Origin of the sequence: Blastococcus deserti (genome assembly GCF_042682525.1) — a bacterium.
GTDB lineage: Bacteria > Actinomycetota > Actinomycetes > Mycobacteriales > Geodermatophilaceae > Blastococcus_B > Blastococcus_B deserti.
The window spans coordinates 583,695-606,623 of the sequence record NZ_JBHUHP010000001.1 but is presented as its reverse complement, the minus strand read 5'-3'; the positions used below and the strand labels follow the sequence as shown (position 1 = coordinate 606,623).

Sequence of the window (22,929 nt, the reverse complement as noted above, 5' to 3'; positions counted from 1 at the left end):
CTCGCGGATGTGGAACGACTCTCCGAGCGGCTGGTGAACTGGGCCAGCATCCTCGACGACGAGACCCGACGGCAGGCCGAGCGGACCGCGACGTTGCCGTTCATCCACCCGCACGTGGCCCTGATGCCCGACGCCCACCTGGGCAAGGGCGCGACGGTCGGATCGGTGCTGCCGACGAAGGGCGCGATCATCCCGGCGGCGGTCGGCGTCGACATCGGCTGCGGGATGATCGCCGTCCGCACGCCCTGGACGGTGGACGAGGTGCGCAGCCGAGGGTCGCTGGCACCGCTGCGCGGGGACATCGAGCGGGCGGTTCCGCTCTCGGCCGGCAAGTACAACAGGAAGCTCACCGAGTCGGCCCGGCGCCGCGTGGAGGAGCTGGAACGCAGGGCCGACGAGCTCGGCGACCGGGTGCTGCGGTCGGTCACGTCGGCGGCGCCGAACTGGCCGCTGCAGCTGGGCACCCTCGGTTCGGGCAACCACTTCATCGAGGTGACCGCCGACGAGCGGCAGCGGGTCTGGCTGTTCCTGCACTCCGGTAGCCGCGGCGTCGGCAACAAGATCGCCTCGAAGCACATCGCGATCGCCCAGCAGCGCGCGCGGGACGAGGACCTCGACCTGCCCGACCGCGACCTGGCCTGGCTGGAGGAGGGCACGCCGGAGTTCGACCGGTACATCGCCGAGCTGCGGTGGGCGCAGCACTTCGCCCTGCTCAACCGCGAGGAGATGATGGATCGGGTCGCCGGCTGCCTGGCCGCGCACATGCGGGCCGACGCGACGCCGGAGCTCGAGCGGATCAACTGCCACCACAACTTCACCCAGCGGGAGCGGCACTTCGGCGAGGACCTCTGGGTGTCCCGCAAGGGCGCCATCCAGGCGAGGAAGGGGCAGCACGGCCTGATCCCGGGCTCCATGGGCACGGCCAGCTACGTGGTCCGTGGCCTGGGCAATCCCGAGTCCCTCGAGTCGTCGCCGCACGGTGCCGGGCGGGTGTTCTCGCGGAGCAAGGCGCGGAAGACCTTCACCCGGGCGCAGCTCGAGGAGTCCATGCGGGGCATCGAGTGGCGGCACAGCGACGCCTTCCTCGACGAGATCCCCGCCGCCTACAAGGACGTCGACGTCGTCATGGCCGACGCGGCCGACCTGGTCGAGGTGCGGCACACCCTCCGGCAGCTGGTCAACGTGAAGGGCGACTGAGGAAGGACCACCCTCCTCCCCACGTCCCGCACGCTCGGCGCGGACGCCTGGAGGGTGGCCGTTCCAGCACCTCGCACGCTCGGCGCGGACCCTGGACGGGTGGTGCCCTCAGCGGGTGACGCCCTCACGGCGGGCGCAGTCAGCCACCGCGATAGCCACGGCCTCCGCCACCCGGCGGTCGAGGGGGCTGGGAACGACGTAGTCGGCGCGCACCTCGTCCCCGACGACGTCGGCGATCGCGGCGGCCGCGGCCAGCTTCATGTCCTCGGTGATGCTCGTGGCCCCGGCGTCGATGGCACCCCGGAACACACCGGGGAAGGCGAGCACGTTGTTGATCTGGTTCGGCAGGTCGCTGCGGCCGGTCGCGACGACGGCGGCGTACCGCGCGGCCATCTCGGGGTCCACCTCGGGCGTCGGGTTGGCCAGCGAGAACACGATGGAGTTCTCCGCCATCGACGCGATCGCGGCCTCCGGCACCGAGCCGCCGGAGAGCCCCAGGTAGACGTCGGCACCCTCGAGCGCGCCGACCATCGTCCCGGCGAACTGGGTCTCGTTGGTGTTCTCGACCAGCCACCGCTTCACCGAGGTCAGGTCCTCGCGCCCGGCGTGCAGGATGCCCTTCGAGTCGGCCACCGCGATGTCGCCGACTCCCGCCTCCAGCAGGATCTTGGTGCAGGCCACGCCCGCGGCGCCGGCCCCGGCCACCACCACGCGCAGGTCGGAGATGTCGCGGCCCACCACCTTCGCCGCATTGCGCAGCGCCGCCAGCACGACGATCGCCGTCCCGTGCTGGTCGTCGTGCATGACCGGGATGTCCAGGCGCTCGCGCAGCCGCTCCTCGATCTCGAAGCAACGGGGAGCGCTGATGTCCTCGAGGTTGATGCCCCCGAAGGACGGCGCGATCGCAGCCACCGTCTCGACGATGGTGTCGACGTCGGTGGTGGACAGCACGACCGGCACCGCCGACAGCCCGCCGAACTCGCTGAACAGGCAGGCCTTGCCCTCCATGACCGGCAGCGACGCGGTCGGGCCGATGTCGCCCAGGCCCAGCACCGCCGTGCCGTCGGACACCACGGCCACCACGCGAGGGGCCCAGGTGAAGCGGCGGGCGAGCTCCGGTTCGGCGGCGATCGCGCTGGACACCCGGGCCACTCCGGGCGTGTACGTGAGCGCGAGGTCGGCGATCGACTCGATCGCCCGTGTGGGGGTGACCGACAGCTTGCCGCCCTCGTGGACGCCGAAGGCGGGATCGTCGGCGAAGCGGTCGCCGGTGTGGTCGTGCCCGGAAACGTCAGTGCCGCCCATGGACACCGGAGGGTAATCGCCACGGGCCCGGGAATCGCCGGTCAGGTCGACGGTTCTGCAGGCAACCGGCCCGGACGGGGCCGCAGCCGTGCCACGACCCGGCCCACCACGACGGCGGGCCCGAACGCCCGGCTGTCGTCGGTCACGAGGGGGTTGTCGCCCTCGACCCAGTGGCCGCCGGGGACAGCGCGCCGGACGCGCTTGACGACCAGCAGGTCCGGCCGGGACGGGAACCGGGCCAGGACGACGTCCCCGGGCCGGACCGCGGCGGGCGAGCGCACCCGGCGGACCAGCAGCCGGTCACCGTGGCGCACCGTGGGGGACATCGACGGCCCCGTCACGCGGGCCATGGCCCAGCCGCTGGCCAGCGGTGGGACGGCGCCCGTCCCGTCTCCCGCCCTGTCCCCTGCGATCACCGCGAGTAGGGTCGCAGACGACCCTGTTCGAGACCATCGAAAGGCACCCTCCATGCGTTTCCGCATGTTCTCCGCGGTGGAGGCCACCGCTCACTGCGACGTCCCGTGCGGTGTGTACGACCCGGCGCAGGCCCGCATCGAGGCGGAGTCGATCAAGGCGATCCAGGAGAAGTACCAGGCCAACGAGGACCCGGTCTTCCGGACCCGTGCGATCTTCATCAAGGAGCAGCGGGCCGAGCTGGTCAAGCACCACCTGTGGGTGCTGTGGACCGACTACTTCAAGGCTCCGCACTTCGAGAAGTACCCGCAGCTGCACGAGCTGTTCAACAAGGCCACGAAGCAGGCCGGCGCGTCCGGCGCCCGCGGCAGCATGGACCCGGCCGAGGGCCAGAAGCTCCTCGACTACATCGCCGAGATCGACAAGATCTTCTGGGAGACGAAAGCCGCCGCCTGAGCCGGCGAGTCCTGCCGGTGCTGCCGGGCCGCCTGTCGCGAGCGGCCCGGCAGCACCGTCCTGTGGAGACCCGCACACGCGCCGCTCGGAGGAACCCGTGATCGACGTCGGCGCGCTCCTGGAGAAGGTGGAGGCCGCGGCCCCGATCGAGGCCGTGGAGGCAGTGGCCGCCACCCTCGGCGAGATGCTCCACGCCCGCACCGTCACGCTGCTCGTCGCCGACTTCAGCGGCCGCGCGGTGGTCCGCCTCACCTCCGCGGACCCGATCGCGGGCGCCCGGGAGCAGGGGGTCGAGCAGGCCGAGACGCTGCCGCTGCCCGGCACCGCGTACGAGGAGGTGCTGCGGACCCAGCGGCTGCACGTGGAGACCGTGGGCGAGGGTGCCCGGGTGATCGCTCCCGTCACCGACCGCGGTGACGCGATCGGCCTCCTCGATCTGGAGATGCCGCACCTCCCGTCCCCGGAGGAGATCGCCGACATCAGCAGTGCCGCGCACGCGCTCGCCTACGTCGTCATCGCCGCCCGCCGGCACACCGATCTCTTCGAGTGGGGCCAGCGATCCACCCCGTTCGCGCTGGCCGCGGAGATCCAGCGGCGCCTGCTGCCGGCGTCCTACACGTGTGAAGCCGGCCAGTTCACCCTGGCCGGCTGGCTGGAGCCGGCCACCTCGGTGGGCGGGGACACCTTCGACTACACCCTCGACCGCCACAGCCTGCAGGTGTCGATCACCGACGCCGTCGGCCACCAGGTGCCGGCCGCCCTGCTCGCGACGCTGCTCGTGGGCAGCCTGCGCAACGGCCGCCGGAGGGGCATGGGTCTGGCCGAGCAGGCGCGCTACGCCAACGACTCGCTGGCCGCGCACGCCGACCCGGGTCAGTTCGTCACCGGACAGCTCCTCCGCGTCGCTCTGGACACCGGGAAGGCGTGGATCGTCAACGCCGGGCACCCGCCCCCGCTGCGCCTGAGGGACGGGCGGGTGGAGGAGGTGTCGCTGGAGATCGAGGCACCGTTCGGCGTCGTGCCCGGCAAGTCCTTCGGTGTGCAGCCCTTTCCGCTCGAGCCCGGCGACCGGCTGGTCTTCCTCACCGACGGCATGCTGGAGCGCAACGCCGCCTCCCTCGACGTGGCCGCGGCCCTGGCCGGCAGCGCCGACCTGCATCCCCGGGAAGTGGTCCACGAACTCGGTGCCGCCGTCCTGAGGGCCACCGGCGGCGACCTGCGTGACGACGCGACGATGGTCTGCCTCGACTGGTACGGCGGGCCACCGCGGAGCCGGGTCACCGAACGGGGCGCGGACCGCGACCGAGCTTCCGCACCGTCCTGAACCCGACGTCCGGGCCCGCCCCGCGGCAGCCCGGTACCGTCTTCCCACGATGCGCATCGACCGGGCCGGGTGGCCTTTCATCACCGGACCCCTGGTTCCCGCGGCCCTGGTCGCGGTCACCGGCCGCACCACCGGCCGGCGCGGCCTGCGCCGCGCCGCCTGGCCGTTCCTGGGCCTGTCCGCCTACATGGCCCTCTTCTTCCGCGACCCCGACCGCCGCTGCGACAGCGTTCCGCCGGACCCGGACGAGGTGCTGTCCCCCGCCGACGGCGTGGTCATGGTCGCCGGGGCACCGCAGGAGGGGGTCGCTCCCGACGGCGAGTGGCAGCAGGTGAGCGTGTTCCTGTCCGTCGTCGACGTGCACGTCAACCGGTCGCCCTACTGCGGGGAGGTCGTCGAGACCTCCTACCGGAAGGGCAGTTTCCTGGCCGCCTACCGCAAGGAGTCCGCGCACCGGAACGAACGCTGCGAGATCTGGCTGCGCGACGGGGACCGCACGGTCGTCTTCCGGCAGATCGTCGGCGTGCTCGCCCGGCGCATCGTCACCCGTACCCGGCCCGGCGAGCGACTGGCCACCGGTGAGCGGATGGGCCTGATGAAGTTCGGCTCCCGCATGGACGTCTTCCTGCCACCGGAGTGCACCATCACGGTGTCCAAGGGTCAGCGGGTGCGGGGCGGCGAGACCGTCATCGCGCGCTGGCCCGCCGCGGGCTGAGGGGGCACCGCCATGCCACCGACACGGCGCACCGCGACCGTGGAGTTCGTCCGCGGTTCCGTCCGCGGCACTCGCCGCCGTGCCCTGGCGACCCTCCCGAGCCTGTTCACGCTCGGGAACATGTTCTGCGGCTTCTTCGCGATCCTGGTCTCGATCCGGGGGCAGTACACGCTCGCCGCCGTGCTGATCGGCCTGTCGGTGCTCTTCGACATCATTGACGGCGCCGTGGCCCGGCTGGTCGGCGCGGTCACGCCGTTCGGCCTGCAGTTCGACTCGCTCGCCGACCTGGTGTCGTTCGGGCTGGCCCCGGCGCTGCTGGCCTTCACCCTCTTCTCGCAGGGCCAGGACGAGTGGGATCCCCTGGGGTGGGTGGCCTGCTTCGTCTGGGTGGCCTGCGCGGCCATCCGGCTCGCACGGTTCAACACCACGATCGACCCGACCGCGGACAAGCGGTACTTCATCGGCATGCCGAGCCCCGGCGCGGCCGGCGTGGTGCTGGCCTCGGTGTTCGCCTTCGGCGACCACATGCAGGGCCGCGACCGCCTGTGGGTCCTGCTCGTCGTGCTGGTCCCGGCCGTGCTGATGGTGACCAACATCCGGTTCCGATCGTTCCGCTCCCTGGTCAGCCCGAGGAGCGGCCGTCCCTACGGTCTGGTGGCCGCGGTGCTGCTCCTGGTCGTCGGCTTCGCCGTGGCCCCGGTCGTCACCGGTTGCGTGCTGGCCTACGGCTACCTGCTCGCACCGGTTCTCGTCCCCATCGCGTCGCAGCTTGCCCGGCTCGTGCCCGACCGGCTGAAGGAGGCCCTCTCGTGAGCGTCCGTCCCGTCCGTCCGGACGACGTCCCCGCGGTCGTCGGGCTCGTGCGCGAGCTCGCCGACTACGAGAAGGCGCTGCACGAGGTGCGCCTCACCGACGAGCAGCTCACGGCCTGCCTCTTCGGCGACTCCCCCGCCCTCTTCGGTCACGTGGCCGAGGACGAGGGCGAGGTCGTCGGGGTCGCGCTGTGGTTCCTCAACTTCTCCACCTGGCGCGGGACGCACGGCATCTACCTGGAAGATCTCTACGTCCGGCCCGGACACCGCGGCCGAGGTCTGGGAAAGGAGTTGCTGCGCACCCTCGCCGCGGTCTGCGTCGAGCGCGGCTACTCGCGGCTGGAGTGGTCGGTGCTGGACTGGAACACCCCGTCGATCGAGTTCTACGAGGCCGCCGGCGCCGTTCCCATGGACGAGTGGACGGTCTTCCGCCTCACCGACGACGCGCTGACCGGCTTCGCGGCGTCGCGCTGACCGGCGCCCCCGCGCGGGGTCCGTCCCGGCGGAGCAGGGCTCCGGGCCGCGCCGGGAGTGCCGGGCGACCCGGTCGCGCCGCGCGCTAGCGTTCGCGGCATGACGACCGAGCGGACGCAGGCCGAGTGCTGGCTGACCGACATGGACGGCGTGCTCGTCCACGAGGAGAAGGCCCTCCCGGGCGCCGCCGAGTTCCTGGAACGGCTGGTCGAGAAGCAGCGCCGCTTCCTCGTGCTCACCAACAACTCGATCTTCACGCCCCGCGACCTGGCGGCGCGGCTGGCGCGCACCGGCCTGCACGTGCCCGAGGAGTCGATCTGGACGTCCGCGCTGGCCACGGCGGACTTCCTGACCACCCAGCTGCCCGGCGGATCGGCGTACGTCATCGGCGAGGCCGGGCTGACCACCGCACTGTACGAGGCTGGCTACACGCTCACCGACACCGACCCCGACTACGTCGTCCTCGGGGAGACGCGCACCTACTCGTTCGAGGCGATCACGCGGGCCATCCGGCTGGTCGGCCGCGGCGCCCGGTTCATCGCCACGAACCCCGACGTCACCGGCCCCTCACCGGAGGGGCCGCTGCCGGCCACCGGCTCGGTCGCGGCGATGATTACCCGCGCGACGGGCGCCGAGCCGTACTTCGTCGGCAAGCCGAACCCGATGATGTTCCGCAGCGCGATGAACCGCATCGAGGCGCACTCCGAGTCGACGATCATGGTCGGCGACCGCATGGACACCGACGTCGTGGCGGGTATCGAGGCGGGGCTGGAGACGGTCCTGGTGCTGTCGGGCTCCACCGCGGCGGCCGACGTCGCCCGGTTCCCCTTCCGCCCGAGCCGGATCCTCGACTCCATCGCCGACGTCATCGACCTGGTCTGAAACGGCCCCCTTCAGGGGCCCGCCCCGAGCCCGCGAGGGGTGGGGGGAAGGGGGTCCTCCGTCAGCGCCGGCCGTCGCTCTCCAGGTAGGCCAGTCGCGCCTCGGGCGTGGCCAGGAGGTACAGCTCGGCGGCCACCAGGCCCAGCACCGGCAGTCCGATCACCGGCTGTCCGGCCTCGAAGGCCGTCGTGTAGGCCAGTGCGGCCAGGAGGAGCTGGAGGACGACGACCGGCCCCCGGGCCCACGCGGCCACCCGCCAGAGACCCACCGCCGCGGCACCGAGCACGGCGGCACCCCCTGCGACGAGCACGACCTCCGCCACGGCACGTGACAGGCTGGCGGCACTGCTCGTGACCGTCAGGTACAGCAGGACGACGGCCCCCAGCGCGATGGCCCCCGCCTCGATGCCGACGACGATCGCGGCCCATCGCAGCGCCCGCGGGGCCTCCGTGCGCGGGCGGGGCGGTCGCGGCGCCGACGGCTCCGCCGCCGCGCCGAACAGCCGGTCCAGTCCGCGCCGGGGCGGCCGGGGCGGCAGGCCACCGTCGCGTTCGGTCACGACGGCGAGATTACGCGGACCGGCGCCCTGCCCCGCGGTTGCTCCGGAGCCCGTCCTCCGGCGGATCGGCACGCCGCCTGGTTAGCCTGGCGTCCATGCGCGCGCTCCTGGTCGTCAACCCCGCGGCGACCACCACGAGCGCCAAGATGCGCGACGTCCTGGTCGGCGCCCTCGCCAGCGAGGTCAAGCTGGACGTCGCCGAGACGACCCATCGCGGGCACGGACGCGAGCTCGGCGCGCAGGCCGTCGCCGAGGGCATCGACCTCGTGGTGTCCCTGGGCGGCGACGGCACGGTCAACGAGGTGGTGAACGGCCTCCTCGCGAACGGCCCGGCCCCGCACCTGCCCATGCTCGCCGTCGTCCCGGGCGGGTCGACCAACGTGTTCTCCCGGGCACTGGGCCGCTCGCGGGACCCGGTGGAGGCCACGGCCGAGATCATGGCCTCCCTGCGTGCCGGTCGGACCCGGCTGGTCTCCCTGGGCACGGCCAGCGCGACGGGCACCAGCACCGCCCCGGTGAGCGGCACCGCGCCGGAGGCGGCCGAGGCCGCGGCCGCCGTCGACGCCGCGGTCCACGACGAGTGGACCGACCCGCGCTGGTTCGTGTTCGCCGCCGGCCTCGGCTTCGACGCGGAGGTCATCGCCCGGGTGGAGGCCCGGCGCGCGGCCGGGCGGCGGTCGACCGGCGCGCTGTACGTCAAGGAGGCCACCAGCGCCTTCCTCCTCGGCCGCGAGCGCCGTCGTCCGGCCATGACGCTGCACGTCCCGGGGGAACCGCCGCTGGAGGAGCTCTTCCTCTGCCTGGTCTCCAACGTGAGCCCGTGGACCTACCTGGGCGCCCGGCCGGTCAACCCCTCGCCCGAGGCGTCGTTCGACACCGGTCTCGACGTCTTCGCGCTGGGGCGGATGGGCGCGGTCCGCATGCTGCACACGCTGCGGCAGACCCTCGCCCGCGAGCCGGACGCGCGGGGCCGCGGCGTGCACCGCCGCCACGACCTGGCGGAGTTCTCCCTGACCGCCGTCCGGCCGCAGGGGTGGCAGGTGGACGGGGACCACCTGGGGACGGCGACGGGGCTGCGCGTGCGGCACGTGCCCGCCGCTCTCCGGGTCGTCACCTGACCCCACCCGGCCGACGCGCACTCACGCAGGTCGCGAGGGGGTCGTCAACGGTCGCCACCGGCGTGTGGTTCCGTCGAGTGGCGGGCCTAGCACGCGCGTGGTGAGCTTGCTCACGAGGGGTCGCACGACGACCTCGATCTGCTTGACAGGCGCCTTTCTCGTGAAAACATCGCGAGAAGAAACGCAACTTGCCGGTAACAAAGCAGGTAGTCGCTGAGCCAAAGCGCTGGGCAACCGGTGTCGGCCCTGAACCGCGGTCCGAGGCCGGCGACTGATCAACCGTAGACGACACCGAGGAGTACACCGCCATGGACTGGCGCCACCGCGCGCTCTGCCGGGACGAGGATCCGGAGCTGTTCTTCCCCATCGGGACGACCGGCCCGGCTGTCGTGCAGATCGAGCAGGCCAAGGCCGTGTGCCGCCGCTGCCCCGTGACGCAGTCGTGCCTGGACTGGGCCCTGCGCTCGGGTCAGGACTCCGGCGTCTGGGGTGGACTCTCCGAGGACGAGCGGCGGGCGCTGAAGCGCCGTCAGGCTCGCACCCGGGTGCACACCGCCTGAGCCGGAGCACCACCGGCACGGGGCCGCACGGCGCCCCGCACCACCGCAGCACGGTCACGACGACGAGGCCGGTCCGGGATGTCCCGAACCGGCCTCGTCGTGTGATCCGTCGTCCTACCGGACGACACCTCTCCCACGGACCGTTCCGGCCGGCGCGGAACCCTTCTCGGCCCCTTCCCGGGAAGCCTCCGATCCCACTCGGCGGGGCGGCTCCCGTCCCGTTCCGCGGCTGACCACCGTCGCGCCTGCTTCGACGCGGGCGTCCTCGTCCGCCGCGCGGAGGGCCTACCTTCGCGGGAGGCCGGCGCCGGGAAGGGTGAGGACGACCTCGGTGCCGGACCGCCCGGCAGGTGCGCCCATCGAGAGGGTGCCGCCCAGCTCGCTGGTGACCAGCGTCCGGACGATCTGCAGACCGAGCCCGTCGCTGTCCGCGGGATCGAACCCCTCCGGGAGCCCCTGGCCGTTGTCCCGCACGCGCACCACCAGGTCGTCGCCGTCGCGCTCGGCGACCAGCTCGATGCTGCCCGGCTCGCCGTCGGGGAACGCGTGCTCGGCCGCGTTGTGCAGCAGCTCGGTCACCGCCAGGACCAGCGGTGTGGCGGCCGCCGCGGGCAGCTCGCCGAACGAGCCGGTGCGACGAGTGCCGGCGGCCGGCCCGATGGAGGCCAGGTCACCGAGCATCGGCAGCACCTGGTCCAGGACGTCGTCCACGTCCACGACGTCCTCCCGGCTGCCCGCCAGGGTGTCGTGGACGACGGCGATCGAGGCCACCCGCCGCACCGACTCCTCCAGCGCCGCGCGCGCGGCCGGCTCGGTCATGCGCCGGGCCTGCAGCCGCAGCAGCGCGGCGACGGTCTGCAGGTTGTTCTTCACCCGGTGGTGGATCTCCCGGATCGTGGCGTCCTTGGTGAGCAGCGCCCGGTCGCGCCGCCGGACGTCGGTGACGTCCCGCACGAGCACCAGCGCTCCCGCCTCGGCGCCCGGTGCCTGCAGCGGCAGGGCACGGACCAGCATCGTGGCGCTGACGCCCTCGACGTCCATGGGATCGGGGAAGCGGCCGGCGACGGCGGCGGCGATGCCCGCGGCCACCGCCTCCCCGGCGACGCGGTCGGCCGAGGCCAGACGGGTCAGCTCGGCCAGGTCGGCACCCACGACGTCGCCGGCCACCCCGATGCGGCGGTAGGCCGACAGGGCGTTGGGGCTGGCGTACGTCGCCCGGCCGGCACTGTCCAGGCGGACCAGGCCGTCCCCGACCCGGGGGCTCATCTCGGCGTCCTGGAGCTTCTGCGGCGGAAAGGTCCCGGCCGACACCATGAGGCAGAGGTCCGCGGCGATGTCGAGGTAGGTGAGCTCGAGGGTCGACGGCGACCGCGTCACGGCGAGGTTCGTGTCCTTCGCCAGCACCGCGACGGTGACGCCGTCGTGGCGGACCGGGATGACCTCCCGGCGCCGCGGCGCCGGCCCCGACCAGTCCGGCTCCCCCTCGGTGACCGGGCGGCCCTCCTGGTGGGCGGTCACGAACGGCTCGGCCACCGGACCGCTCACCTCGGCTCCCACGAGGTCCTCCGGACGGCAAGTGGGCGCCGTCAGCGGTCGCACCTGGGCCACGCACCACCAGGCGCCGGTGGGCAGCGGCACCCACAGCGTCAGGTCGGCGAAGGAGAGGTCGGCCAGCAGCTGCCAGTCGGCGACCAGCCGCCGCGCGTGGTCGACCTGGGAGGGGCTGGACGCCGACCCGCGGGTCAGGCGCTCGGACAGGCTGCTCATGCCACGCGGGAGGACGTCATGATGCATTCGAGCCTAGATCCGGTCGGCCCCTAGGCTGCCGGCGTGGTCCCGCTCGCGCCTGGCGTCACCGTCCAGCCCGCCCGCCCCGAGGACTTCGACCGCATCGCGGAGCTCACGGTGGGCGTCTACGTCGACGGCGGCCTCGCCTCCCCCGGCTACACAGCCGAGCTGGCCGACGTCGCCGGCCGCGCCACCCGCTCGGAGCTGCTGGTGGTGCGGGACGCGACCGGGCGCGTGGTCGGCAGCGTCGCGCTGGTCCTGACCGGCGACTTCGGGGAGGTGACCACGTCCGACGACGAGGCGGCCTTCCGCATGCTCGTGGTCGACCCCGCCGCGCAGGGGCGGGGCATCGGGCAGTTGCTCGTCTCCAGCTGCCTGGACCGGGCCCGCGCCGCCGGCAGGCGCCGGATGGTGCTCTCCACCGGACCGACCATGACGGCGGCACACCGGCTCTACGAGCGCCTCGGATTCCGCCGCCTGCCCGAGCGGGACTGGTCGCCCGTGCCGGGCGTCGACCTGATGGTGTACGCGCTCGATCTCTGAGAGAGGACGCCCCTGCCCCCACCGGCGCGGACTCGCGGCGGGACCCTGCAAGAGGCCCTCAGCCGTCCGAGACGGTGGCGATGAGGTCGCCCTCCTGGAGGACCTCCCCCTCGACGACGTGCATCTCCCGGACGACCCCGGCCCGCTCGGTGAGGACGGGGATCTCCATCTTCATCGACTCGAGGATGACCAGCGTGTCCCCTGCGGCCACTGGCGCACCCGGCTCCACGAGGACCTTCCAGACGCTGGAGACCATCTCCGCGTGGATCTCCTCGACCGCCACCGCGCCTCCTCCCGACCGTGCCCCCTGCTGGCGACGCCATCCAAGCACGCCGGTCAGGGGCCGAGGACGCTGCTCCCGGCGGCCAGTCGAGCGAGGACGGCGGAGACATCGGGACCGTCGTGCGGCACGCCGGAGTCCGGGAGGGCCGAGAGCACCGCCGAGACCGCGCCGGCCGCCGCCCGGACGTCGTGGCCGGCGGCGCTGACGGTGGCGAGCAAGGCGTCGTACCAGCCGTCCAGCCGGTCACCGGGCTCGTACCCGCTGACGGCGACCAGCTCGACGTCGCGGGTCCCGTCGCGACGCGGACCGCCCGGCAACCGGCCGGTCACCCGGCCCGCCGTTCCCGGGGGCAGCGTGGCGCGCAGCTGCGCCGCGACCGCCGCACGGGGCGTGCCGCCCGGGGGAACCGTGCCACCACCGCCGCCGGCGCTGCGCAGGGCCAGTTCGACGGCGTCGACGCCGTGCGCCCGCTCGAGGACGGCCATGTCGAGCGAGAAACCGGCGGCGACCTCGGCGAGCTCCCCGTCCGGGTCGATCCCGACCGTGACCAGCCCGCGCCACCCCACCTCGGCCAGTCGCCGGGCGGTCGGCGGCAGGGCCGGAGCCCGGTCCGCGGTCATGCCCTCGGGCGTCCAGGAGACGCGGGCGATGCCCGCGGCCCGGTCCCGCTGGACGGGTGTGGGGTACCGCAGCCCGTCGTCGGTGACCCACGCCAGCAGTCCCCGCTCGCTGGCCGGCTCGACACCGTCACCGCCGAGGCGATCCAGCACCTCCGCGTCGGGTCCCACCCAGACGAGGCCGGCGGCGGTCACCGCGGCGGCCAGCCGGGCATTGCCGGCCAGGGCCGGGGGCACCGGGAGCACGGCGGCCACGCCGCTGCGGCGGGCCGCTTCCACGATGCGGTCGACGGCGAGGTAGGACTCGCTCGCCGGAGCGGGGCCGAGCAGGACGGCGTCGTCGGCCAGCCGCACGTGCCGCGCCGTCCGCTCGGCCTCGGAGTGCACCGCCACGGCCTTGACGCCCAGCCGGGCGCACGCGGACACGACGGCGCAGGCGGCCGGTCCCCGACCGGCCACGAGCACGCTCTCGATCCCTCCGTGTGTCACGGCGTCCTTCCTGCCCTCCCCCGCCCGGCGCACGACCGGACCACCCCCGTGAGAGGCTTGCGAGGTCAGCTTGGCGGTTCCGGCGACGCCGCGCACGATACGTGCGCCGGTTCCCCCGGCCCGCGAGAACCAGGGCCTGCAGGCCCACCGGCACCGCGAGAGGAGGCCAGCGATGTCCAAGCGTGGACGCAAGCGTCGCTCCCGCAAGGGGAACAAGGCCAACCACGGCAAGCGGCCCAACGCGTGACGTCCGGCCCGGGCGCATGGCAGCGAGGAGCGGGGCGACCGCTGTTCTCGAGCGAGGAGCGGACCGGGCCGCGGAGTTCCGCCACGGGCGACGCCTGAGCCCCACGCTCAGGCCCGCAACGGCGAACGCCCCGCTCCCGCATCCGCGGGGGCGGGGCGTTCGCCATCGGGGCGCCGGCAGCCGCTAGGGCTGGTCGACCGAGCTCTCGGCGGTGACCCGCTGCACCGTGACCTGGGTGCCGTCCTCCTCGAACGAGACGGACGTCAACTGGACCTTGATCCGCTCGCGCAGCCCCGCGGGGGGCGAGTCCCCTCCGCAGCGCCGCCGCACCAACGCCTTGAACTCCTGCTCGATCCCGAACTCCCGCAGGCAGGAGGAGCAGTCCTCGAGGTGCTCGGCGATCTGCGCACGGCGCTCGTCCGCGGTCTCGTGGTCGAGGAACTCGAACACGTGGGACAGCACGTCGTCGCACGAGTTGATCTGGATCGGCTCACCGGTCCGCGGGGCGTCGTCGCCCATCAGTGGCTCGCCTCCTCACCGGCTCCGGCGCGGACGAACCCGCGCTCGCGGGCGTAATCGGCCAGCAGCTTCTGCAGCCCCCGGCGCCCCCGGTGCAGTCGCGACATCACCGTGCCGATGGGCGTGCCCATGATCTCGGCGATCTCCTTGTAGGCGAAGCCCTCCACGTCCGCCAGGTACACCGCCAGGCGGAAGTCCTCCGGCAGCTGCTGCAGGGCCTCCTTGATGTCGGTGTCCGGCAGGTGGTCCAGCGCCTCGATCTCGGCCGACCGCAGGCCGCTGGAGGTGTGCTCCTCGGCCGCGTAGAGCTGCCAGTCCTGCACCTGCTCGGTGGGGTACTGCTGCGGCTGGCGCTGCTTCTTGCGGTAGCTGTTGATGTAGGTGTTGGTCAGGATGCGGTACAGCCACGCCTTGAGGTTCGTGCCCTCGGCGAACTGGTGGAAGGCCGAGTAGGCCTTCACGAAGGTCTCCTGGACCAGGTCCTCGGCGTCGGCGGGGTTCCGGGTCATCCGCAGAGCCGCCGGGTACAGCTGGTCGAGGTAGGGCAGGGCGTCACGCTCGAAGCGCGCGTCCCGCTCGGCGCGGCTCTCGGCGAGCTCCGTCCGGCTGCCGTCCGCCCGCGCCTCGGGTGTCTCGACCGGGGGTGTGTGGGGCGTGGCGTCCGCGGACTGCTCAGTCACCGACCGTCCTCTCTGGGGCCCCCGGATGCGGGGCGCCGCATCGGTCGATGGTAGCCGCGCGGCATCGGGACGGCCCGGGGGCCGCCGGTGCGCGGTCCGGGAGCGGGCGCTGGAGAGGGTGCTGCTCACGGCCGGTTCAACCGGGCCGGCCGGATCCCGATTCCCGCTCGGCGGAGAACCGGTCGAGACGCTCGCTACGCTGCGGCGCCGTGGCGGCGACTCCTGCGGTGCGGACCCTCGAGCGCGAGCGGGTGGCGCACACCCTGCACCCCTACGACCCCGAGCACCCTGCCGACCAGGGCCACGGCGAGGCCGCCGTGGCGGCGCTGGGCGCCGATGCCCGCCAGGTGTTCAAGACCCTGGTGGCCCGGGTCGACGGCGCGCTGACCGTCGCGGTGGTGCCGGTGGCCGGCACCCTCGACCTCAAGGCGCTGGCTGCGGCCACCGGAGGCCGCAAGGCCGTCATGGCCGACCCCGCGGACGCGGAGCGGGCCACCGGCTACGTCGTGGGGGGAATCAGTCCCCTCGGCCAGAAGAGGATGCTGCCGACCGTCGTCGACGAGTCCGCCCTCGGCTTCCCCACCGTGATGGTGAGCGCGGGGCGCCGCGGACTGCAGGTGGAGCTGCCGCCCGCCGACCTGGTGCGGCTCACCCGCGCGCGAACCGCCCCCATCGCGAAAGGACCCCTCGCCCCCCACCACTCGCAGGCTCGCGGCGGGCCCCTGCGAGGGGCCGGTCAAGAGCCATAGGGCGTGAGCAGCTGGTCGACCGGGGCGAAGTCGTCGGTCAGCACGGGGGCGTCGCCGACGAAGCGGTCGAGGTCCTCGCCGTGGGCCACCCGCCAGTCCAGGCCCCGGTCGGTCAGCCGCGCCGCGATCTCCGCCTCCTCGATCGGTGACCGGGAGGCGACCGCGACGACGTTCCCGCCGTCCTCACCGGCGAGCACCGGGACGCGGGCGAGCAGGGCCACGTGCGGGAAGACCGCGCGGAGCGTGGCCAGCTCGGCCCGCACGAGGGCCAGCGGCGGGTGGTCGATCAGGTTGACCGCGTAGACGCCGCCGTCGGCCAGCGCCCGGTCGATCAGCTCCACGGCCTCGCGGGTGGTGAGCTGCCATGGCACCGACAGCCCGCCGAAGGCATCACCCACCACGAGGTCCCGCTCCCCCACGGCCTCGTCGGCCAACCCGACCCGGCCGTCGGTCACGCGGACCCGCAGCCGGTCCGACGTCTCCAGATCCAGCTGCTCCCGGTCGATCGCCACGACGCCGGCGTCCACCTCGAGGACCAGGCTCTCGGTCCCCGGCCGGACCTCGTCGAGGTAGCGCGGCAGCGTGAGCCCGCCGCCGCCGACGTGCAGTGCCGAGAGCGGTTCCCGGCTGTCGCCGAGCGAGTCGGCCACGGCCGCGATGGCGCGGACGTACTCGAACTGCAGGTACTCGGGGTCCTCCAGGTCGACGTACGAGTGCCGAGCCGTGTCGAGGTACAGGAGCCGCCCGGAGCTCCGCTCGGGATCGGCCTCCACGCGGGCGCAGTGGTAGGCCGTCTCCTTCTCGCAGGGGCTCGGTGCCACCGCGGCCAGCCCGCCGCCGGCCAGCGCGAGGACGACGAGGCCGACGGGCACCCGGCCCGCTCCCCCGGACGTCCGCCGGCGCAGGAGCACCCCCACCGCCAGGCCCGCGACGGCGGTGACCGCACCGGTGCCCACGAGGATGACGCTGCTCGGCAGGATCGCGATGAGCAGGAACCCCGTCACGAAGGTGGCGGCGATGCCACCGAGCGTGCCGATGCCCGACAGCCGCCCGACGACCGCACCGGTCTCGTCGAGGCTGGCCAGCTGCAGCTTGACCACCATGGGCGGGACCGCGGACAGGAGCGCGGCGGGCACGACGACCGCGACCGCCGCGAGCAGGAGCACCGCACCGGCGTCCGGGCCGCTCAGCAGCGAGCCGGTGAACCGCACGAGCGGCAGGACGGCGACCACGAGCGCGCCGCCGGCCACCATGAGCGGGGCGATGAGCCGGCGGGGATCGGTGCGGTCGGCCACGATCCCCCCGGTCCACGCGCCGACCGCGATCGCCATCAGCGCGTACCCGATGACCGCCGTGCTGGTCTGCAGGGTCACCCCGACGTACGGCGCGATCAGCCGGAGCCCGACGATCTCGAGCACGAGGACCGCCCCCGAGCAGAGAAAGGTCACCGCGGCAGCGACCCAGCCGGGCAGGGCACCGCCCCCGCCCGACCGGTCGACGACCGGCGTCTCCCCCGTCGTGACCGCCACCGTCAGAAGAGCGCCGGCTGGTCGGCGGGGGCGCCCACGGTCTCCACCCGGGTCACCAGCTCCCGGCCGTTGTTGGCGACGTTGTTGACCGCGGTGCCCACCGGGCGCAGCTCCAGGGCCTCCACCAGCTCCAGCGGCGTCGGCTCGGTCAGCTCCCCCACGTCCTCCCGGGCGGGGTCGAGCCACGCGCTCCAGCGGTCCGGCGGGAGGACCAGCGGCATCCGCTCGTGGATCTCGGTCAGCTCCCCGACGGCGGGGGCGGTGACGATCGTGCAGGTGTAGAGCCGGTCCTCACCGCGGCCCCACACCTCCCACAGGCCGGCGAAGGCGAGCACCGACCCGTCCCGGGGCGTGACGTAGTAGGGCTGCTTGCCCGGGGAGTCGAGGCGCTTGGCCCACTCGTACCAGCCGTCGGCCGGGACCAGGCACCGGCGGGAGGCGGCGGCCTTCCGGAAGGCCGGCTTCTCGGTGAGGGACTCGACCCGGGCGTTGAGCAGGCGGTTTCCGACGGACGGGTCCTTGGCCCAGGCCGGGACCAGCCCCCACCGCACCGCCCGCAGCTCGCGGTGGCCACCACCGGTGGGCAGCCCCTCGGCGTCGCGTTCCTTCTTGTGGCGGACGACGTACACGTCCTTGGTGGGCGCGACGTTGTAGTCCGCCGGCAGCGGTTCCTGCCCTTCGGCCCGCACGGCCTCGAACTCCACGACGAGGTCGTCGGGGCTGCGGCTGGCGGCGTAGCGACCACACATGGCGCGTCCTCCCGGAGCTGACTGGGATCCCGACTCTAGGTGCGGCTACCGACACCGGGTCGCGCGTGCCCTCCCGGCTGCTCGGGGTAGGGGGGTTGACGGACGGAGTCATCGAGAGACGAGGATCACTGCGTGACCGCGACCCAGAACCCCCCGACCGAGCACCCCAAGACCGCGAGCGACGCCGCCACCCGGCGCTACGCGACGGTCAACCCGTACACGGGAGAGACGGAGAAGGAGTTGCCCTTCACCGAGACCTCCGAGATCGACGGGATCATCGGGCGTGCCCATTCCGCCTACCAGGAGTGGCGCACCCGCCCGGTCGAGGAGCGCGCCGCCGTCGTCCGGCGTGCCGCCGAGCTGATGGACGAACGCCGCGACGACCTCGCCGCCCTGATCACGACGGAGATGGGCAAGCGCCGCGAGGAGGCCACCGGCGAGCTGTACCTGTGCTCGATGATCCTCAAGTACTACGCCGACAACGGCCCCGGCTTCCTCGAGCCCACGTCCATCCAGCCGCTGATGGGCAAGGGCGAGGCGGTAATCGAGACCAAGCCGATCGGCGTCCTGCTGGCCATCGAGCCGTGGAACTACCCCTTCTACCAGGTCGTCCGCGTCGCCGGACCCAACCTGGTGCTGGGCAACACGGTCATCCTCAAGCACGCCGAGATCACCCCGCAGTGTGCGGTGGCCATCGAGCAGCTGTTCACCGACGCCGGCGCCCCCGAGGGCGTCTTCACCAACACGTTCCTGCGCATCGACGACGTCGAGCAGGTCATCGCCGACCCGCGCATCCAGGGCGTGACCCTCACCGGCAGCGAGCGCGCCGGCAGCGCCGTCGGCGCCCTGGCCGGCAAGTACCTGAAGAAGTCCGTGCTCGAGCTCGGCGGGAGCGACCCGTTCATCGTGCTCGACGCCGAGGACATGGGCGCGACGATCAAGGCCGCGACGATGGGGCGGATGCAGAACACCGGTCAGGCGTGCACCGCGTCCAAGCGGCTGATCGTCCCCGAGGACCTCTACGAGCCGTTCGTCGAGGGGCTCAAGCAGGCGTTCTCCACGTTCTCCCCCGGTGACCCGGCCGACCCGTCGACGTCCCTGGCCCCGCTGTCGAGCGAACGGGCGGCGCAGGACCTGCACGCGCAGATCCAGGACGCCATCGACAAGGGCGCCACCGTCGTCGCCGGCGGCAGCCGCCCCGAGCACCCGGGCGCCTTCGTCGAGGCGACGATCCTGACCGACGTCACCCCGGAGATGCGGGCCTACCGCGAGGAGCTGTTCGGTCCCGCGGCCGTCGTCTACAGGGTCCGGGACGAGGAGGAGGCGATCCGGCTGGCGAACGACAGCGACTTCGGCCTGGGCGCCACCGTCATGAGCAGCGACCTCGACCGCGCGCGCTCGGTGGCCGAGCGGCTGGAGGCCGGCATGGTCTGGATCAACCAGCCCACCGGCTCCTCCCCCGAGCTGCCCTTCGGCGGGATCAAGCGCTCCGGCTACGGCCGGGAGCTCTCCGAGCTAGCGATGTTCGAGTTCGCCAACCGGCGGCTCGTGCGCACCGTGCCGGCGAAGAAGGCCGACAAGCCGCAGGCCGGCTGAGCGGGTGCGCGGGCGGGCGGCCGGAGGCCCCGTCCCGAGGCTCGCGCCGAGCTTGCGAGGTGCGAGTGAGGACGGGGTCCTCTCTCGGGCAGACTGATCACGTGACATCCGTCTGGTCGACGCCGCACCGCCCGGCGCCCGTGGACGCCGTCGTGACGCTGCCCGGGTCGAAGTCCATCACCGCCCGGGCGCTGATCCTGGCCGCCATCGCCGACGGGCCCAGCCGGCTGTCGCGGCCGCTGCGCGCCCGCGACACGGACCTGATGGCCGCCGCCCTGCGCGCCCTGGGCGTGCGCGTCGAGGACGAGGCCGCCGACTGGCTGGTGACGCCGCAGCCCCTGCGCGGTCCGGCCGAGGTGGACGCCGGGTTGTCGGGCACGGTGCTGCGCTTCCTCCCGCCCGTCGCCGCGCTGGCCACCGGTGCGGTCCGCGTGGACGGCGACCCGAGGCTGCGCCACCGTCCCAACGCCGGCCTCCTGCACGCCCTCCGCGACCTGGGCGTCGAGGTGGACGACGGCGGCCGCGGCCGGGCGCCGTTCACCGTGCACGGCACCGGCAGGGTGCGCGGCGGCCCGGTCGTGGTCGACGCCACCGAGTCCTCGCAGATCGTGTCGGGGCTGCTGCTGTCGGCGGCCCGCTTCGACGAGGGACTCGACCTCGCGCTCACCGGCGGCGTCCCCTCCATGCCGCACGTCGAGATGACCCTGACGACGGTGCGCGCGCACGGGGTCGAGGTCGTCGAGACCGGACGCGGCTGGCGGGTCGTACCGGGCCCCGTCGCGGCGCGGGACGTGGTCGTGGAGCCCGACCTCTCCAACGCCGCCCCGTTCCTGGCCGCGGCCCTGGTCACCGGGGGGCGGGTCACCGTGCGCGACTGGCCGGAGGTCACCACCCAGCCCGGTGCCCAGCTGGACCGGCTCCTCGCCGAGATGGGTGCGGAGGTCACCCATACCCCCGCAGGCCTGCAGGTGACGGGCACGGGGCGGATCCGGCCGCTGGTCGCCGACCTCGGCGAGGTCAGCGAGCTCGCGCCGGTGCTCGCGGCGCTGGCCGCCCTGGCCGACGGCCCGTCGCGGTTCACCGGGATCGCGCACATGCGCGGGCACGAGACCGACCGCCTCCAGGCACTCGACGAGGTGCTGACCGCCGTGGGCGCCCGGGTGGAGCAGCTCCCCGACGGCCTGGCGATCGAGCCCGGTCCTCCGCGGCCCGCCCGGCTGGACTCCTACGCCGACCACCGCATGGTCATGGCCGCGGCCGTGCTGGGACTGGCCATCGACGGCGTCCAAGTGGCCGATCCGGGTGCGGTGACGAAGACCCTTCCCGACTTCGTCCAGCGCTGGACGGGACTGCTGGGCGAGCCCGCAGAGGTCGTGCCCTGAGCCCGCGCCGGCACGACAGCCGCTCGGACGAGGACGACATCCGGGTCCGGCCGAACCGTCGTGGATCCCGCCCCCGGACCCGGATCCGGCCGACCCACGCCGACGCCGTGCCCGGCCTCGTGGTCGCCGTCGACCGGGGGCGGATGACCGTCCGCATCCAGGGCCCCGACGGCGCTCCTCTGGACGTCACCACGATGCGCGCCCGTGAGCTGGGCCGGCACGGCGTGGTCGTCGGCGACCGCGTCCGGCTGGTCGGCGACACCAGCGGCCGGCCCGACAGCCTGGCGCGCATCGTCTCCATCGAGGAACGGACGACATCGCTGCGCCGGACGGCGGACGACACGGACCCGACCGAGCGGGTGGTGGTGGCCAACGCCGACCTCCTCGTCGTCGTCACCGCGGTCACCGACCCGGAGCCAGCGCTGGGCTTCCTGGACCGCTGCCTGGTCGCCGCCTACGCCGGGGGGCTGGAGCCGTTGCTCTGCCTGACCAAGACCGACCTGGGCAGCCCCCGGCCGCTGCTGGAGCGCTACGCCGGGCTGGGCCTGGACGCGGTCGCGATCTCGCGGGAGCTGCCGCTGGACCCGCTGCTGGACCGGCTGTTCGACCGCATGAGCGTGTTCGTCGGCCAGTCGGGTGTCGGCAAGTCGACACTGGTGAACCGGCTGGTCCCCGACGCCTCCCGGGCCACGGGCGACGTGAGCAAGATCGGGAAGGGCCGCCACACGTCGTCGTCGGCCGTGCTGTTCGACCTGCCCGGCGGCGGGACCGTCATCGACACCCCCGGCATCCGCTCGTTCGGCCTCGCGCACGTCACCGCCGACGACGTCCTCTCCGCGTTCGACGAGTTCGCCGAGGCGGCGGTCGACTGCCCGCCCGGCTGCGGGCACACCGCCGCCGACCCGGAGTGCGCCCTGGACGGGTGGGCCGCCGCCGGACCGCCGGTGCGCCGGCAGCAGCTCGACGCACTGCGCGTCCTCCTGGGCGCCGTCGGCCAGGTCGGCCCGGGCTACTGAGCCCTCACCGCGCGACCGTGCTGCGGATGCCGCCCGGCACCCGGTGGGGCGGACGACTCCAGCGCCCCCCACGGCACGCGCGGGTGGTCGTCCACCGGCGTCCGATCGGCCCGGCCGTCCCCGGGCACGCCTCGGTCAGACGTCGACGTAACCACCGCTGCGCCAGTACACGCCGGCCTCCCGGCTGAGCAGTCCCTCGTCCACGAGGTACCGCCGCAGGGCGGCCACGTCCGCGTGCCAGACCGCGAGCAGGGCGTTGACCTCCCGCTCGGGATAGCGCAGCCCGGGCTCGAAGACACGCACGAGGTGCTCGAGGACCAGCCGCCGCTTGCTCTGCTGCGCCGGGATCGAGACCAGCCGGCCGTTCCGCACGAAAGCCGAGAGGACGGCGTCCTCGGCGGGGTCCGACGACAGCGGCTCGGGTGCCGGCGCCGAGGCGGCGGCGGCCCGCGCGGCGGCACCGAAGCGCTCGGTGCGCAGGGCCAGCGCGCGGCCGTCCCGGTGGACCAGGCCGGCGCGGGCCAGCCGGCGGGCGGCGAGGGCGACGTCCTTGAGCGGCAGGCCGGAGGCGGCGGCCACCTCCTCGATCGTCCCGGCGCCCAGCGCCAGGGCGGCGACGACCTTGAGGCGCGCGGGGTCGGCGAGCAGGCCGGCGATCGTGGCGGCGTCCACTCCCCGACCGTATCGGCGCATCGGCGGCGTCGGACGGGGGTAGGGCGACGGGCATGGTGAGCCCGATCGACATCCAGAAGGCCCTGTCCGGCATGGACTACCCGGCGAGCAAGGAGGACATCGTCCGGCACGCCGAGCAGCAGGGCGGCGACGCGGAGGTCCTGGAGGCGCTGAAGAAGATCGAGGACCGCGAGTACGAAGGGCCGAGCGGGGTGAGTTCAGCGGTCTTCGACTGATCCCCCGCTAGGTTCGGT

The 22,929-nt window shown here is 73.8% G+C and carries 27 protein-coding genes; 16 read left to right on the top strand and 11 right to left on the bottom strand.

Annotated features, from left to right (window positions below; translation table 11 throughout):
• The first annotated feature begins 9 nt into the window (after positions 1 to 9).
• On the top strand, positions 10 to 1,197 hold the full coding sequence (locus ACFSHS_RS02935) for an RtcB family protein (RefSeq protein WP_376871495.1): 1,188 nt from the start codon (positions 10 to 12) through the stop codon (positions 1,195 to 1,197).
• 108 nt (positions 1,198 to 1,305) lie between these two features.
• On the opposite strand, the gene ACFSHS_RS02930 is transcribed toward ACFSHS_RS02935, so the two are convergent.
• Both ACFSHS_RS02930 and ACFSHS_RS02925 read right to left on the bottom strand, forming a co-directional pair.
• Positions 1,306 to 2,502 carry an NAD(P)-dependent malic enzyme gene (locus tag ACFSHS_RS02930; RefSeq protein ID WP_376871492.1) on the bottom strand — a complete coding sequence of 399 codons (1,197 nt, stop codon included), beginning with the start codon at positions 2,500 to 2,502 and terminating at the stop codon, positions 1,306 to 1,308.
• A 41-nt stretch (positions 2,503 to 2,543) separates the two neighbouring features.
• Positions 2,544 to 2,918, bottom strand: coding sequence for a S26 family signal peptidase (locus ACFSHS_RS02925; protein WP_376871489.1), 375 nt, complete (start codon positions 2,916 to 2,918; stop codon positions 2,544 to 2,546).
• 52 nt (positions 2,919 to 2,970) lie between these two features.
• Here ACFSHS_RS02925 and sodN point away from each other — a divergent pair, with 52 nt between their 5' ends.
• The 6 genes from sodN (at position 2,971) to ACFSHS_RS02895 (ending at position 7,579) form a co-directional block, all read left to right on the top strand.
• Entirely contained in the window at positions 2,971 to 3,372 is a 402-nt protein-coding gene (gene sodN, locus ACFSHS_RS02920; RefSeq protein ID WP_376871487.1) for a superoxide dismutase, Ni, read from the top strand.
• A 97-nt stretch (positions 3,373 to 3,469) separates the two neighbouring features.
• Positions 3,470 to 4,696, top strand: coding sequence for a PP2C family protein-serine/threonine phosphatase (locus tag ACFSHS_RS02915; protein ID WP_376871485.1), 1,227 nt, complete (start codon positions 3,470 to 3,472; stop codon positions 4,694 to 4,696).
• A 49-nt stretch (positions 4,697 to 4,745) separates the two neighbouring features.
• The gene (locus tag ACFSHS_RS02910; RefSeq protein ID WP_376871483.1) at positions 4,746 to 5,411 is read left to right on the top strand and encodes a phosphatidylserine decarboxylase; all 666 of its coding nucleotides are present in this window, start codon (positions 4,746 to 4,748) and stop codon (positions 5,409 to 5,411) included.
• A gap of 12 nt (positions 5,412 to 5,423) precedes the next feature.
• Positions 5,424 to 6,224, top strand: a complete 801-nt coding sequence (gene pssA / locus ACFSHS_RS02905; RefSeq protein ID WP_376871480.1) for a CDP-diacylglycerol--serine O-phosphatidyltransferase — start codon at positions 5,424 to 5,426, stop codon at positions 6,222 to 6,224.
• A complete protein-coding gene (locus ACFSHS_RS02900; protein WP_376871478.1) occupies positions 6,221 to 6,697 on the top strand; it encodes a GNAT family N-acetyltransferase in 477 nt (158 codons plus the stop codon). The genes pssA and ACFSHS_RS02900 overlap by 4 nt, the downstream gene beginning before the upstream one ends.
• A 99-nt stretch (positions 6,698 to 6,796) precedes the next feature.
• Positions 6,797 to 7,579, top strand: coding sequence for an HAD-IIA family hydrolase (locus ACFSHS_RS02895; protein WP_376871476.1), 783 nt, complete (start codon positions 6,797 to 6,799; stop codon positions 7,577 to 7,579).
• A gap of 61 nt (positions 7,580 to 7,640) precedes the next feature.
• Here the strand turns inward: ACFSHS_RS02895 and ACFSHS_RS02890 are convergent, their stop codons facing one another.
• Entirely contained in the window at positions 7,641 to 8,138 is a 498-nt protein-coding gene (locus ACFSHS_RS02890) for a hypothetical protein (RefSeq protein WP_376871474.1), read from the bottom strand.
• A 95-nt stretch (positions 8,139 to 8,233) separates the two neighbouring features.
• Between ACFSHS_RS02890 and ACFSHS_RS02885 the strand changes: the two genes are divergently transcribed.
• The gene (locus ACFSHS_RS02885) at positions 8,234 to 9,256 is read left to right on the top strand and encodes a diacylglycerol/lipid kinase family protein (RefSeq protein WP_376871472.1); all 1,023 of its coding nucleotides are present in this window, start codon (positions 8,234 to 8,236) and stop codon (positions 9,254 to 9,256) included.
• A gap of 308 nt (positions 9,257 to 9,564) precedes the next feature.
• Positions 9,565 to 9,816, top strand: a complete 252-nt coding sequence (locus tag ACFSHS_RS02880; protein ID WP_092196253.1) for a WhiB family transcriptional regulator — start codon at positions 9,565 to 9,567, stop codon at positions 9,814 to 9,816.
• 285 nt (positions 9,817 to 10,101) lie between these two features.
• Here ACFSHS_RS02880 and ACFSHS_RS02875 read toward each other — a convergent pair whose 3' ends face one another.
• Complete coding sequence (locus tag ACFSHS_RS02875) at positions 10,102 to 11,583, bottom strand: sensor histidine kinase (protein ID WP_376871468.1); 1,482 nt, start codon at positions 11,581 to 11,583, stop codon at positions 10,102 to 10,104.
• 63 nt (positions 11,584 to 11,646) lie between these two features.
• Here ACFSHS_RS02875 and ACFSHS_RS02870 point away from each other — a divergent pair, with 63 nt between their 5' ends.
• On the top strand, positions 11,647 to 12,147 hold the full coding sequence (locus tag ACFSHS_RS02870; protein WP_376871465.1) for a GNAT family N-acetyltransferase: 501 nt from the start codon (positions 11,647 to 11,649) through the stop codon (positions 12,145 to 12,147).
• Positions 12,148 to 12,205: 58 nt separating this feature from the next.
• Here ACFSHS_RS02870 and ACFSHS_RS02865 read toward each other — a convergent pair whose 3' ends face one another.
• Both ACFSHS_RS02865 and ACFSHS_RS02860 read right to left on the bottom strand, forming a co-directional pair.
• Positions 12,206 to 12,430, bottom strand: a complete 225-nt coding sequence (locus ACFSHS_RS02865; RefSeq protein ID WP_376871463.1) for a biotin/lipoyl-binding carrier protein — start codon at positions 12,428 to 12,430, stop codon at positions 12,206 to 12,208.
• Between the two features lie 53 nt (positions 12,431 to 12,483).
• Entirely contained in the window at positions 12,484 to 13,536 is a 1,053-nt protein-coding gene (locus ACFSHS_RS02860; RefSeq protein ID WP_376871460.1) for a biotin carboxylase N-terminal domain-containing protein, read from the bottom strand.
• A gap of 172 nt (positions 13,537 to 13,708) precedes the next feature.
• On the opposite strand from ACFSHS_RS02860, the gene ACFSHS_RS02855 reads away from it, so the two are divergent.
• Entirely contained in the window at positions 13,709 to 13,783 is a 75-nt protein-coding gene (locus ACFSHS_RS02855) for a 50S ribosomal protein bL37 (RefSeq protein WP_014377707.1), read from the top strand.
• A gap of 183 nt (positions 13,784 to 13,966) precedes the next feature.
• Here the strand turns inward: ACFSHS_RS02855 and rsrA are convergent, their stop codons facing one another.
• Both rsrA and ACFSHS_RS02845 read right to left on the bottom strand, forming a co-directional pair.
• Positions 13,967 to 14,302: a mycothiol system anti-sigma-R factor gene (gene rsrA, locus ACFSHS_RS02850; protein ID WP_376871457.1), complete on the bottom strand. Its 336-nt coding sequence runs from the start codon at positions 14,300 to 14,302 to the stop codon at positions 13,967 to 13,969.
• Positions 14,302 to 14,982 (bottom strand): sigma-70 family RNA polymerase sigma factor, encoded by a 681-nt coding sequence (locus tag ACFSHS_RS02845; protein ID WP_376871455.1) that lies wholly within the window; start codon positions 14,980 to 14,982, stop codon positions 14,302 to 14,304. Before ACFSHS_RS02845 ends, rsrA begins: the two co-directional genes overlap by 1 nt.
• Before the next feature lie 209 nt (positions 14,983 to 15,191).
• On the opposite strand from ACFSHS_RS02845, the gene ybaK reads away from it, so the two are divergent.
• Positions 15,192 to 15,731: a Cys-tRNA(Pro) deacylase gene (gene ybaK / locus ACFSHS_RS02840; RefSeq protein ID WP_376871453.1), complete on the top strand. Its 540-nt coding sequence runs from the start codon at positions 15,192 to 15,194 to the stop codon at positions 15,729 to 15,731.
• Here ybaK and ACFSHS_RS02835 read toward each other — a convergent pair.
• Positions 15,719 to 17,260: a fused MFS/spermidine synthase gene (locus ACFSHS_RS02835; RefSeq protein WP_376871450.1), complete on the bottom strand. Its 1,542-nt coding sequence runs from the start codon at positions 17,258 to 17,260 to the stop codon at positions 15,719 to 15,721. The genes ybaK and ACFSHS_RS02835 overlap by 13 nt on opposite strands.
• A gap of 2 nt (positions 17,261 to 17,262) precedes the next feature.
• A complete protein-coding gene (locus tag ACFSHS_RS02830) occupies positions 17,263 to 18,009 on the bottom strand; it encodes an SOS response-associated peptidase (protein ID WP_376871448.1) in 747 nt (248 codons plus the stop codon).
• A 132-nt stretch (positions 18,010 to 18,141) separates the two neighbouring features.
• On the opposite strand from ACFSHS_RS02830, the gene ACFSHS_RS02825 reads away from it, so the two are divergent.
• The 3 genes from ACFSHS_RS02825 (at position 18,142) to rsgA (ending at position 22,003) form a co-directional block, all read left to right on the top strand.
• On the top strand, positions 18,142 to 19,605 hold the full coding sequence (locus ACFSHS_RS02825; protein WP_376871446.1) for an NAD-dependent succinate-semialdehyde dehydrogenase: 1,464 nt from the start codon (positions 18,142 to 18,144) through the stop codon (positions 19,603 to 19,605).
• Positions 19,606 to 19,706: 101 nt separating this feature from the next.
• Positions 19,707 to 20,987, top strand: a complete 1,281-nt coding sequence (aroA, locus tag ACFSHS_RS02820; RefSeq protein ID WP_376871444.1) for a 3-phosphoshikimate 1-carboxyvinyltransferase — start codon at positions 19,707 to 19,709, stop codon at positions 20,985 to 20,987.
• 107 nt (positions 20,988 to 21,094) lie between these two features.
• Complete coding sequence (gene rsgA / locus ACFSHS_RS02815; protein ID WP_376871441.1) at positions 21,095 to 22,003, top strand: ribosome small subunit-dependent GTPase A; 909 nt, start codon at positions 21,095 to 21,097, stop codon at positions 22,001 to 22,003.
• Positions 22,004 to 22,138: 135 nt separating this feature from the next.
• On the opposite strand, the gene ACFSHS_RS02810 is transcribed toward rsgA, so the two are convergent.
• On the bottom strand, positions 22,139 to 22,675 hold the full coding sequence (locus ACFSHS_RS02810) for a DUF2087 domain-containing protein (RefSeq protein ID WP_376871439.1): 537 nt from the start codon (positions 22,673 to 22,675) through the stop codon (positions 22,139 to 22,141).
• A 53-nt stretch (positions 22,676 to 22,728) separates the two neighbouring features.
• Here ACFSHS_RS02810 and ACFSHS_RS02805 point away from each other — a divergent pair, with 53 nt between their 5' ends.
• On the top strand, positions 22,729 to 22,911 hold the full coding sequence (locus tag ACFSHS_RS02805; protein WP_376871437.1) for a DUF2795 domain-containing protein: 183 nt from the start codon (positions 22,729 to 22,731) through the stop codon (positions 22,909 to 22,911).
• The last annotated feature ends 18 nt before the right edge of the window (positions 22,912 to 22,929 follow it).